This is a genomic window from Nitrosomonas cryotolerans ATCC 49181, assembly GCF_900143275.1.
Classification (GTDB): domain Bacteria; phylum Pseudomonadota; class Gammaproteobacteria; order Burkholderiales; family Nitrosomonadaceae; genus Nitrosomonas; species Nitrosomonas cryotolerans.
The window spans coordinates 233348-245977 of record NZ_FSRO01000001.1; the positions used below are offsets into that span (position 1 = coordinate 233348).

General features: G+C 42.7%; 11 protein-coding genes and 1 pseudogene. 8 read left to right on the forward strand and 4 right to left on the reverse strand.

The features are described from left to right. Positions 1-354 precede the first annotated feature (354 nt). Both BUQ89_RS00985 and icd read left to right on the forward strand, forming a co-directional pair. Positions 355-843 (forward strand): retropepsin-like aspartic protease family protein, encoded by a 489-nt coding sequence (locus BUQ89_RS00985; protein ID WP_028461246.1) that lies wholly within the window; start codon positions 355-357, stop codon positions 841-843. A 487-nt stretch (positions 844-1330) separates the two neighbouring features. Beyond that, positions 1331-2581, forward strand: coding sequence for an NADP-dependent isocitrate dehydrogenase (gene icd / locus BUQ89_RS00990; RefSeq protein WP_028461245.1), 1251 nt, complete (start codon positions 1331-1333; stop codon positions 2579-2581). Positions 2582-2703: 122 nt separating this feature from the next. On the opposite strand, the gene BUQ89_RS00995 is transcribed toward icd, so the two are convergent. After that, positions 2704-2907: a cold-shock protein gene (locus BUQ89_RS00995; protein WP_028461244.1), complete on the reverse strand. Its 204-nt coding sequence runs from the start codon at positions 2905-2907 to the stop codon at positions 2704-2706. 289 nt (positions 2908-3196) lie between these two features. Here BUQ89_RS00995 and clpS point away from each other — a divergent pair, with 289 nt between their 5' ends. The 6 genes from clpS (at position 3197) to ribD (ending at position 10098) form a co-directional block, all read left to right on the forward strand. After that, positions 3197-3505, forward strand: coding sequence for an ATP-dependent Clp protease adapter ClpS (gene clpS, locus BUQ89_RS01000; protein WP_028461243.1), 309 nt, complete (start codon positions 3197-3199; stop codon positions 3503-3505). A gap of 1 nt (position 3506) precedes the next feature. Further along, on the forward strand, positions 3507-5765 hold the full coding sequence (clpA, locus tag BUQ89_RS01005; RefSeq protein WP_028461242.1) for an ATP-dependent Clp protease ATP-binding subunit ClpA: 2259 nt from the start codon (positions 3507-3509) through the stop codon (positions 5763-5765). 138 nt (positions 5766-5903) lie between these two features. Further along, positions 5904-6962: a TRAP transporter substrate-binding protein gene (locus BUQ89_RS01010; protein ID WP_051537563.1), complete on the forward strand. Its 1059-nt coding sequence runs from the start codon at positions 5904-5906 to the stop codon at positions 6960-6962. A 127-nt stretch (positions 6963-7089) separates the two neighbouring features. Continuing rightward, positions 7090-8337: a serine hydroxymethyltransferase gene (gene glyA / locus BUQ89_RS01015; RefSeq protein WP_028461240.1), complete on the forward strand. Its 1248-nt coding sequence runs from the start codon at positions 7090-7092 to the stop codon at positions 8335-8337. A gap of 109 nt (positions 8338-8446) precedes the next feature. Beyond that, positions 8447-8914 (forward strand): transcriptional regulator NrdR, encoded by a 468-nt coding sequence (gene nrdR / locus BUQ89_RS01020; protein ID WP_028461239.1) that lies wholly within the window; start codon positions 8447-8449, stop codon positions 8912-8914. A 98-nt stretch (positions 8915-9012) separates the two neighbouring features. Next, positions 9013-10098 (forward strand): bifunctional diaminohydroxyphosphoribosylaminopyrimidine deaminase/5-amino-6-(5-phosphoribosylamino)uracil reductase RibD, encoded by a 1086-nt coding sequence (gene ribD / locus BUQ89_RS01025; protein WP_028461238.1) that lies wholly within the window; start codon positions 9013-9015, stop codon positions 10096-10098. Positions 10099-10181: 83 nt separating this feature from the next. Here the strand turns inward: ribD and BUQ89_RS01030 are convergent, their stop codons facing one another. From BUQ89_RS01030 to tnpA, 3 genes and pseudogenes are all read right to left on the reverse strand, one after another. Next, positions 10182-10742, reverse strand: a complete 561-nt coding sequence (locus BUQ89_RS01030; RefSeq protein ID WP_028461237.1) for a response regulator transcription factor — start codon at positions 10740-10742, stop codon at positions 10182-10184. Further along, positions 10739-12019 (reverse strand): ATP-binding protein, encoded by a 1281-nt coding sequence (locus tag BUQ89_RS01035; RefSeq protein ID WP_028461236.1) that lies wholly within the window; start codon positions 12017-12019, stop codon positions 10739-10741. The genes BUQ89_RS01030 and BUQ89_RS01035 overlap by 4 nt, the downstream gene beginning before the upstream one ends. A gap of 293 nt (positions 12020-12312) precedes the next feature. Continuing rightward, positions 12313-12621: pseudogene (tnpA, locus tag BUQ89_RS01040) on the reverse strand (IS200/IS605 family transposase); the annotation flags it as partial. Between the last annotated feature and the right edge of the window lie 9 nt (positions 12622-12630).

The following is a 12630-nucleotide window of genomic DNA, read 5'->3' on the forward strand; positions in this document are numbered from 1 at the left end:
GATTAAATAAAAGATAATGCTTAGATGAGGTTCTATTTAAGATGTTCCGCTTATTTGTAAATTGAAGGTTATCTATGAATAATGCGGTTATTTCGATGATAGCTTTGTTAGCTGTTATGGTGCTCCATTTTTCAAATAAATGTCGCTCTGTTTCGAGTAGAAGTATGATTCCTGGATGATCGGTTGATTTAGTGATCCAACTGAATATGGATGAAAATGAGAAAATGAGGCTTCTTATTGAAATAACTGCTTATTTAAACTGCATGGTATAGCATATATTCTTGGCTGCTATATTTATTTTGATATTACAGAGCTTTTTCATTTGACTGGTTGCACTAATAAATTCTTGGAAGAATGAATAATTATATCCCATGGGGCCATATTAGTGCTTTAGTGACTTGGATTGCGATCTTTAGTGTGGCTTATGTGTATTTTGAAATTCGGCAAGAACCGATGGTTGCAGTGGCTGAGGAGGGACTAATCCCCGGTGAGATTGTGATACCAAGATCGTTGGATGGTCATTACTATATACGAGGCTCCATTAATGGGTATCCTGTGGATTTTATGGTTGATACAGGAGCCAGTGTCGTTTCTGTTAATGATCATTTTTCGAAAAAGGCTAGTTTACCCAGCGGAACACCCGTAAGCCTTTCGACGGCTGGGGGTATCGTCACGGGTGAAATAATATCAGGACAAACTGTTGAGGCGGGCGGGATCTCGATAAAGGGCTTGAGCGTTAGCGTCGGTATACAAAGTGAAATGGCGCTGCTTGGCCAGAATTTCTTACGTAGAGTGGATGTGATTCAGTCTAATGATAAAATGATATTACGGATTAGAACATGATAGCGTGCTGGTCAATATATTCTTTGTGATTAAAGGAGCAGTGTAGTTAAAAGAAAATAATAGAAGCAAAAAGTGGATTCAGGACATCTTTTTTTTCCCAAAAAACTGAAAACTGCCATTGTTGATTTTAAGAAATGAATATAATGACGACTGACCCATAATGTTAATTTCAGAATGGACGCTAAACGGGAGATCAATGTATTAACCGAGCAATCTTCTTGATTTACGGTTTTGAATAAACCTCAGTGGGAATGTGGCAAACAATACCAGTATTTTAATACGGAGTCGGTATTAAGAAAATGCTAGACATAATCCGATTGTATGAGCATATAAAATTCAAACTTGTTATTAGATTCAACGGTTACTATGATTGATAACAGACTGTCCTGTGAAGAAAATGAAGTATTGTTAAATTATGAATCGGTATGAGTGAGGTGTTTTGACTTGCTAGTGTTGTGACACGATCCACCCAATTTTTGGAGATGTAATGTATCAGAATATAGTAATACCAGCTGAGGGCGATAAGATTCATGTTAATGATAATTTTTCATTAAACGTACCGGATAATCCAATTATTCCATTTATTGAGGGAGACGGTATTGGTATCGATATTACGCCGGTAATGCGGAAGGTCGTTGATTCGGCGATCGCTAAAGCGTACGGTGGTACACGTAAGATTTCATGGATGGAAATTTATGCGGGTGAGAAATCTACACGCCTATATGGTGAGCATGTATGGTTACCGGAAGAAACATTGCAGGCAGCAAGAGAATATGTGGTTTCTATCAAAGGACCATTGACTACACCGGTAGGCGGTGGAATTCGTTCTATTAATGTGGCGTTACGCCAGCAGCTTGATCTGTATATTTGCTTGCGGCCTGTACATTATTTTAAAGGAGTACCCAGTCCGGTGAAGAATCCGGAAAAGACCGAGATGGTGATCTTCCGTGAAAACTCTGAAGATATCTATGCTGGAATAGAATGGGAGGCTGAATCGGAATCTGCAAAGAAAATAATAAATTTCTTAATAAAGGATATGAACGTGGCTAATATCCGCTTTCCACAAACATCCGGGATAGGTATTAAACCCGTGTCTAGAGAAGGTACGGAGCGATTTATAAGAAAAGCCATTCAGTATGCAATTGATAATAAGCGTCGATCAGTGACTTTGGTTCATAAGGGGAATATTATGAAATTCACTGAAGGCGCATTCAAAAACTGGGGCTATGGGTTAGCAAAAAAAGAATTTGGTGCTGAATTACTGGATGGGGGGCCCTGGATGAAGTTACCTGCTGATAAAGGTGGGGTCATTATCAAAGATGTCATTGCAGATGCTTTTTTACAGCAGATTCTCTTGCGTCCAGAAGAATATGATGTGGTTGCTACATTGAATTTAAATGGAGACTATATATCTGATGCACTGGCAGCCCAAGTGGGTGGGATCGGTATTGCTCCGGGGGCCAATTTAAGTGATTCAGTTGCCGTATTTGAGGCGACACATGGCACAGCACCCAAATATGCGGGTAAAGATCAGGTAAATCCAGGATCAATCATTCTGTCAGCAGAAATGATGTTGCGGCATATGGGCTGGACCGAGGCGGCTAATTTAATCATAAAGGCAATGGAGGATACTATTCAGGATAAAATCGTGACTTATGATTTTGCGCGACAGATGATTGGTACTCAGAAAGTATCTTGCTCAGCGTTCGGAGACGCGTTGATAGAGCATATGGTGTAAAGCTGCGTAGAGAGAATTTTTTGATTCGGTGTTAAGATCCCTTTCCAAGAAAAACCGGCAAGGGATCTGTAAATCTGGCGACCACAAGCTGGGCGCAGCTTAGCTACGCCAGCTAGAACTCGTTAAGCAGACTGGATGTTTGAGGCTTGTTTTCCTTTCGGGCCTTGAGTAACATCAAAACTTACTTTTTGGCCTTCTTTCAATGTCTTGAATCCAGACATGTTGATTGCGGAGAAGTGTGCAAATAAATCTTCGCTACCATCATCAGGGGTAATAAATCCGAATCCCTTGGAATCATTGAACCATTTTACTATACCTGTTGCCATTTCTACTTCCTATAAAAAACTGGGCCGGAAACCCTAACACTATTTGAATTTCAAGACCGCAAACGGCTCTAACCAGTACTGCAGAGAACTTGAAGCCAAACGCCACATATCGTTTTACGCAAATCTGATGTTAAAGTCAAGCGGTTACGTTATATTTGTGGCGTAAAAATAAGCTGATATTCCTCAATATACTTGAAAATTTTGTCGTAATCGTCAAATATGTTAATAATGAGAATAAACTCTATATTTAGATATAAAACTGACTAATTAATAAGTGGGATAAGTCGTTATGGCAGTCGGTGATTTTGAAAATGTTATACAAGAAAAGGCGAAGAGCAAGTTGAAAGCGCCCCCATTGTATAAAATTTTATTATTGAATGATGATTTCACTCCTATGGAGTTCGTCGTGCTTGTATTGCAAACATTCTTTTCAATGAATCAGGAGCAAGCGACACAAATTATGTTAAAAGTCCATACGGAAGGAGTTGGAGTCTGCGGTGTTTATCCGGGTGATATTGCACTCACGAAGGTTAAGCAAGTTGTTGAGTTCTCAAAAAAGAATCAGCATCCACTGAGATGTGTCATGGAGGAAAATTAAAATGATTGCCCCGGATTTAGAGGTCAGCTTGCATATGGCATTTGTAGAGTCAAGACAAAAGCGCCATGAATTTATTACGGTAGAGCACTTGCTGTTAGCGATGCTCGATAATAGCAGTGCAGCGGAGGTGTTAGGTGCTTGTTCAGTCAACATAGATGATTTACGAACAGCATTACTGGATCATGTTGCGCGTCATACACCGATTGTGAGCGGTGAAGGTGAAGTGGATACGCAACCGACATTGGGTTTTCAGCGTGTTATCCAGCGCGCCATTTTGCATGTTCAGTCATCAGGTAAAAAGGAAGTGACCGGCGCTAATATATTGGTGGCAATTTTTGGCGAAAAAGATTCACATGCCGTTTATTTTTTACAGGAAAAAGGGGTAACTCGGCTGGATGTTGTTAATTATATTTCGCATAACATCAAGAAATTGACGCAACATAATGATCCTAAAGTAGGAAATGAAAGCGAAACCGAGCTGGAGCAGGGTATAGGTAGCGTACTCGAGAATTATACCGTGAATCTTAATACTCAGGCGTTAACAAACAAAATAGATCCGCTCATAGGTCGTGATAAAGAAATTGAACGAGTCGTACAAACGCTATGCCGCCGCCGAAAAAATAATCCATTATTAGTAGGTGAAGCAGGTGTGGGTAAGACTGCGATTGCAGAAGGACTGGCAAAGCAAATTGTGGCGGGAAATGTACCCGAACTGTTGTTGAATCATCAGGTTTATGCTTTGGATATGGGTGCATTATTGGCGGGTACAAAATACCGTGGTGATTTCGAACAACGATTAAAAGCAGTATTAAAGCAACTCATCGATAATAAAGACACCATTCTGTTTATTGATGAAATTCATACTTTAATTGGTGCCGGTGCAGCTTCTGGTGGCGCTTTAGATGCTTCGAATCTCTTGAAGCCCGTATTGAGTACTGGAGAACTAAAGTGTATTGGTGCGACTACGTATAACGAATATCGTGGAATTTTTGAGAAGGATCATGCCTTGTCAAGACGTTTTCAGAAAATTGATATTTCTGAGCCGAGTGTGGATGAAACGGTCGCGATACTACGTGGTCTAAAATCTCGTTACGAATTACATCATAAAGTCAAATATACCGCGGGTGCACTTACAACAGCAGCAGAACTGTCAGCGCGTTATATTAATGACAGACATTTGCCTGATAAAGCGATAGATGTGATTGATGAAGCGGGTGCGGCACAACGTATCTTGCCGAAATCAAGACAACGTAAAGTGATCGGGAAGCATGAGATTGAAAATATAGTGGCTAAAATAGTGCGTATTCCGCCACAGAGTGTTTCTTCTGGTGACCGCAATAAGCTGCGGGTGCTAGATCGTGATTTGAAAGCGGTTGTATTTGGACAGGATCAAGCCATTAATGCACTGTCTGCGGCGATCAAGATGGCCAGGAGTGGATTGGGCAATGCACAGAAACCAGTTGGTTCGTTTCTTTTTTCTGGCCCTACAGGCGTAGGTAAAACCGAAGTAGCGCGGCAATTGGCCTATGCGCTTGGGATTCATCTACACCGTTTTGATATGTCCGAGTATATGGAGCGTCATGCTGTATCACGTTTGATTGGTGCTCCACCCGGGTATGTCGGTTTTGATCAGAGCGGTTTGCTGACTGAATCAATCATAAAACATCCTTACTCAGTGCTGCTGCTGGATGAAATTGAGAAAGCGCATCCAGATATTTTTAATATTCTGCTGCAGGTTATGGATTATGGCACATTAACGGATAATAATGGACGTAAGGTGGATTTCCGTAACGTTATCATTATTATGACGACTAATGCGGGCGCTGAATCGCTGGCTAAGACTTCGATTGGTTTTACCAAGTCAACTCAGGCAGGGGGGGAAATGGCCGATATAAAGCGCTTGTTTACACCCGAATTTCGTAATCGATTAGATGCCATTATTTCATTTTCTACTTTAGATACGGCGGTTATTTTGCGGGTTACAGATAAATTCCTGATCCAGCTTGAAGCACAACTGCAAGAAAAGAAAGTAGAGGTAACGTTTACTAATGAATTGCGGCAATATCTGGCTAAAAACGGTTTTGATCCACTGATGGGCGCGAGGCCGATGGAACGCCTGATACAAGATACTATTCGTAGTGCCTTAGCTGATGAATTATTGTTTGGGCGACTTGTCAATGGCGGTAAAGTGGTCGTAGATATAAGTGCTCAGGGTGAGGTGAAGCTTCAGTTCGAAGAGGAAGCCGAGGCTATTTTATAATTTTGATTTGCTGTGTTTGTGTTTATTTATATCGAGCAGCAGTTGGATGCCTATGGTATGTGATAGAGGGTCGTTATTCGGAATAGATTAGCTTGGCTGTCATGCCCATTTTTTTATGATTACCGGTTTAGGGGGGAAATGAGATATTTGTCTGTTTCTGCTACGATTATACTGTTCGCCTTTTTGTTGTCTGGGAAAGTTGTATTTGCTCAGGCAGAGTATGAGTGGCGGCTTGCTATGTCCTGGCCTAAGGGAACACCAATGCTGCATAACGCAGCAGCACGTTTTGCCAATAACGTAGAGAAAATGTCGGGCGGGCGCATGCATATTACAGTCGATGCACCCGGTAGACACAAAGCACCTTTGGGTGTTTTCGACATGGTCCGATCTGGTGCATACGAGATGGGACATACTGCTTCTTACTATTATAAAGGCAAAGATCCGGCGACGACCTTTTTTACAACGACACCATTTGGCATGACACCAACGGAGATGAATGCATGGTACTACTACGGAGGTGGTCTCGCATTATTGAATAAAGTTTATGCCCGCCATAACATTGTCGCTTTTCCTGCGGGCAACACTCATATACAGATGGGCGGATGGTTTAGAAAAGAAATTAACTCGCTGAAGGATTTAAAGGGGCTGAAGATGCGCATTCCCGGGCACGCTGGCGAGGTGGCGGGAAAAGCGGGCATGACGCCGGTTAACGTTCCGCCCGGAGAATTATATGCGGCATTGGAGCGGGGTACGATTGATGCCGTAGAATGGATTGGCCCTGCTAATGACGAGAAAATGGGGTTTCAAAAGATCGCGCCTTACTATTATGCCGGGTGGCATGAGCCGGGTGCTGAGCTTCATCTATTTATCAATAAACAGAAATTTAATGCGTTACCAGAAGATTTGAAAGCGATTATTGCTGTATCAGCAAAGGAAGCTTCATTTGACATGCTGTCAGAATCTTTTTTTCGTAATGCAGTGGCATGGGAAGAAATGAAGAAGGAGCATAATATTAGTATTCGTACCTTCCCTCAAGATGTCCTCGATGCATTTAAAAAAGCAAATAATGAGTTGCTCGCACACATCGCAGGTAAGTCGCCCTACGTAAAAGAGGTTATTGAGAGTCAGCAAATATTCCTTGCCAGGATGAAGGATTGGTCCAGAATCACGGATGAGAGTTATTTAAAATTGCGTTAGTCGCTGTTTTGCGTAAAAAAATCAGATTACTGCAGTTATCGATTGCTTTGTTGAGTCATGTTTCTGTCGGTAATGGTAAAATACATATTTTCTCAGTTTCTAATAATTTCAAAGGGTTGATATCACCATGTTTTCCCAGAAACAAACTATCGCGAATACCGATTCAGATTTATGGCAGGCAATGGAAGGGGAAGTTCGGCGTCAAGAAGAATACATTGAGTTGATTGCTTCGGAGAACTATGCCAGTCCCGCAGTAATGCAGGCGCAGGGATCTGTTCTAACCAATAAGTATGCTGAAGGCTATCCGGCCAAACGTTATTATGGCGGGTGTAAATATGTGGATATAGTTGAGCAGCTTGCAATTGATCGCTTAAGAGCGCTGTTTAATGCTGAGTATGTCAATGTTCAACCGCATTCCGGCTCACAAGCTAATGCTGCGGTCTATCTTTCTGCTTTGAAGCCAGGCGATACGCTGCTGGGTATGTCGCTTGCGCACGGTGGTCATTTAACGCATGGTTCTAGCGTGAATCTCAGTGGAAAGATTTTTAATTCAATTTCTTACGGACTTGATCTGGAGACTGAGGAGCTGGATTATAATGAAGTGGCACGCTTAGCACATGAGCATAAGCCAAAAATGATTGTTGCGGGTGCTTCATCTTATGCACGTATTATAGACTGGAAACGTTTCCGTAAGATTGCTGATGAGGTGGGTGCTTATTTGTTTGTCGATATGGCCCATTACGCCGGGCTAATAGCAGCCGGCTTTTATCCAAACCCGGTTGGTATTGCTGATTTTGTTACTAGCACTACGCATAAGACGCTGCGTGGACCACGGGGCGGCGTTATTATGGCCAAGCCAGAGCATGAGAAAGCATTGAATTCGGCCATTTTCCCGCAAACCCAGGGTGGACCGTTGATGCATGTCATTGCTGCTAAAGCGGTAGCCTTCAAGGAAGCGGCCAGTAAGGAATTTAAGAGTTATCAGGAACAAGTGATTGAAAATGCACGTGTGATGGCTAAGGTACTCAAAAACCGTGGTTTGCGGATTGTATCCGGGCAAACAGACTGTCATATGTTTTTAGTCGATCTTCGCGCCATGAATCTTACGGGTAAACAGGCTGAGGAGTCTTTGGAACTGGCCCATATTACGGTGAATAAAAATGCAATTCCCAATGATCCGCAGAAACCGTTTGTTACCAGTGGTATTCGTATCGGATCTCCGGCAATGACGACCCGTGGTTTTAGAGAAATAGAAGCGGAGCAGCTGGCGAATCTGATTGCAGATGTGCTTGAGGCCCCTGCAGATTCTGCTGTATTGTCGCGTGTAGCAGAGGAGGCAAAAGCATTGTGTGCAAAATTTCCGGTCTATGGATAGTCAAAATTGCCGTAGATGATGTCTATGAAAGTTAATATACTGGATCTCATGATAGAAAAGATCGCGTGCAAAGGTTTCAGGATGATCTGGCCTATAGGTTTGGCGAATTATGAAATGTCCTTTTTGCAATGCAGATGATACCGGTGTAGTCGATTCCCGTGTTAGTGAAGACGGCGACAGAATACGTCGCCGTCGAAGGTGTTTAACGTGTGACAAGCGTTTTACTACTTATGAAACAGTTGAGTTACGCTTGCCTCAGGTGGTGAAACATGATGGGAATCGTGCTGAATTTGATCGTGATAAATTACTGACAGGTTTTATGCGCGCGTTACATAAACGCCCGGTTCCTACTGATTATGTAGATGCGGCAATAGACCGTATTGTACAGAAATTGCTCAGTATGGGAGAGCGTGAGGTATCTTCGCGTAGTATTGGCGAAAGCGTGATGGAAGAACTCTATAAACTGGATAAAGTGGCTTATATTCGTTTTGCTTCGGTTTATAAGAGCTTTCAGGATGTCGATGACTTTCGTGATGCGATTAAAGAAGTTCAGAAACCAAAATCAAAAGATAGATGAAGTTGATCGTTACCTGCTTGCAAGGAGCGCTATTGTCTCGATCACCTTTGCTGGATGCGGCTTAGCTTAAGTAATCAATATCAGGTATAGTTTCCAGTATGTTTTCTTCTATTGATTACATCCACATGTCGCATGCTTTACGACTTGCTGAGCAAGGTTTGTATAGTGCGAGTCCTAATCCCCGCGTAGGTTGTATCATTGCATATCAGGATCAGGTTGTTGGTAGCGGTTGGCATGAGCGTGCCGGACTAAACCATGCAGAAATCAACGCGCTCGATATGGCTGGTGCAGCAGCGAGGGGCGCAACGGTTTATCTCACACTAGAGCCTTGTAGTCATTATGGACGTACTCCGCCTTGTACGCATGCCTTGATCCAGGCAGGCGTTGCTAAAATTATCATTGCGATGGAAGATCCAAATCCACTGGTATCTGGAACGGGATTTGCGTTATTAAAACAAGCAGGAATTGAGGTGCAGGTTGGCTTGCTGGAAAAAGAAGCATATGCGCTGAATATTGGTTTTATCACTCGCATGACAGATCGAAAGCCATGGGTTAGATTAAAGATTGCAGCCAGCCTGGATGGCAAAACCGCATTGAATAATGGGATGAGCCAATGGATAACCGGGCAGGCAGCACGGGAGGATGGGCATCGGTGGCGTGCTCGTTCTTGCGCTGTGATGACCGGTATCGGAACATTACAGGCGGATGACCCCGCGCTGACGGTGCGGCATATAGAGACAGTCAGGCAGCCGAAGAAGGTAGTGGTTGATAGTCACTTGAGCTTATCGTTAGACGCTAATGTGTTGCGTGGCGCGGAGACTTTTATTTTTACAGCATCAAATAATCGGGAGAAAATCGCCGCGCTGCGTGATCTGGGCGCGCAGGTGGTGGTATTACCAGATACGATTGGCCAGGTTGATCTTGTTGCTATGATGCGTGTTTTAGCGGATTCCGGCATGAATGAATTATTGGTTGAGGCGGGTTGCCAGCTGAATGGTTCATTGATTAAAGCAAGACTGGTTGATGAGCTGGTTATTTTTCTTGCACCTCATTTACTCGGTGATCAAGCGCGGGGGATGATCAATCTACCCGAATTAATCAATCTCGAGCAGAAGCATATGCTCGAGATTCAGGATTTACGCATGCTAGGGAAAGATATACGAATTATCAGCCGGTTTTCGTAGGTGTGATCAAAATTTCTAACCGGGTGGCTGGGCGTTACTGATATTTTTGGAGAAACACGTACTCAGGATAGAGTATGCCGGATTTATTCCCTGTGAGGTTTCTTGGAAAGTTTGCGTTGTAATGTGCGACGGTGCATGTTCAGTATTCTTGCGGTTACCGAAATATTATTATCGTTCTCATTTAAAATACGGTGGATATACTCCCATTCGAGTCGGCCTACTGATAAGGGATGCGCATTAATGGGTGTATCGGTATCGCCGGTCGTTCGCTCAAATGCGGCCATAATGTCATCAGCATCGACCGGTTTTGCAAGATAATGGGTTGCTCCGAGTTTGATTGCTTCAACGGCAGTTGCAATGCTGGCGTAACCGGTCAACATAACAATACGGGTGCCTGGATCTAGCAGGTTTAGTTTCTCGACCAGGACCAATCCAGACTCGTTGGATAATTTAAGATCAATGACGGCGTATTCCGGCGTGGAAGATTCGGCGTATTCCAGTGCCTCCTCAATGGTATGTATACAATGTACATTGAACCCTCGTTTTGTCATGGCTTTTGCAAGCACATCACAGAAAACAGTATCGTCATCGACAATGAGCAGGCTTGGTTGTTCATGGCTTTCTACGGGTAATGATACTGTCATGCAGGTTGTCCTATGAGCGGTAAAGTGACTTGTATACAAGCGCCTCCATTTTCATGGTCGAATAAGTGGACGCTACCGCCAAAACGTTCTATGTTTGCATTGGCTAGGAATAAGCCGATTCCAAAACCTTGTCCTGGCGCCTTACTGGTAAAAAAGGCTTCACCTGCGTGTTGCTTGGCTTCAACAGATAAGCCTTCTCCGTCATCAATGATTTCCAGATGGAGTGTTTGATGATCCCAATTACTTTTGATATCGACACATTTTGATGATGCATCGGCCGCATTATTTAATAAATTTAAAATAGACTGGCTGAGTAAATGGTTATTCATGATTTTTGGTGTGGGTTGTATCCCATCAGAATGATAGGTAAATTTGACTGAGGGTTGTATTAATTTCCATTTATCCAATATCTGGGATAGAAAATGGTCAACTGATTGTCCGCTGCCTTCTTCCGCTCTTGTTTGTCCTGCATCGGCTAATAGTTGCGTTAATGTTTGCTTGCAGTGCCTGATTTGATCTCGCAGGATGCGAATATTGTTTTGAAATTCGCTATCTAGCAGGTATTCATGTTGTAGTTCGCCGGTTACAACCGCCATGGTCGAAAGCGGTGTTCCCAGCTCATGTGCAGCGCCTGCAGCTAAGGTGCCCAATGCAATAATTTGCTCGTTACGTAATGCTTGTTCTCGTACTTTTGCCAGATCTCTATCCCGATCGCGTATAGAAATACTCATCTTGACAACAAATCCGGCAATGATTACGGTACTGAGCATAAAAGCCAGCCACATTCCAATTACATGGAGGTTAAATTCTGTCATGTGTTTGCTATGGTCACTGCTGTGATCATGCGGTAATGGCATATAATTAAATAGTAAGAGTGAATAGCAGCTAATAGTGATGGTTGCCATTACCCAGGTATAGCGCCATGGAAGGGTGGCGGCAGTGATTGTCAGAGGTAACAGATAGAGTGAGATAAATGGATTGGTTGAGCCGCCGCTGAAATACAATAATGCACTGAGTGCAAGCACATCGACTAGCAATTGCGCAAAGAACTCAATATGAGATACCGGCCAATTATGACTTAAGCGTAGCCTTGTGAATAGATTCAGCGTTGCGAGCACGGCCACCACGATAATCATTTCTGTCCAAGGTAGTACGATTTCAATGATCCAATATGCCATAGCAATTACAGCGCATTGAGAGATGATTGCAATATTTCTCAGTAAAAATAAGCGCTGCAAATTTTTACTCAGGGGGAATTGATTGAGATCGCTAAACATGTTGATTGTTCATCTGGATTTTTACGCGTACTTTAACGTAAATTATGGTTGATAGCCTGTGACAAATTGTCGCATATCTATTTTCGAGTCATATGAGCGGGTGCTATTAGTAAATCACTGTATCTGGAAAAATGAATAGATGATTATTGCATCAATCCGTGCTGGGCTGGATTCGGTTTCACTGCTATTTTCCGCAATTGTGGTGGGCGTACTTGTTGGATACGCCTCATTGGGTTTCTTGCTGGCGATAGATTGGTTGCATGAATGGTTTGTTGGTGAGAAAGGTGCTGCACTTTATTTTTAATTTCGGGATAATTCTTTTTGCGAATAAGTCGGCTTGAAACGCCTTTCAAACTATTTACCAAGTTAGAAATAGCAATTTTTGGTGGATAGTTAACTAAAAGGTGAATATGATCATGCTCACCGTTAAATTCCACCAATTCTGCTTCAAAATCCAAACACACGTTTTTAAATATTTCTTCCAAATCAATTAATACCCTTCCGGAGAAAACATCTCTACGGTATTTTGTTACAAAGACCAAATGAACATGAAGATTAAAAACGCAATTTCTTCCTGTTCTTACATCGTTATTAACTTTCATAGACCAATT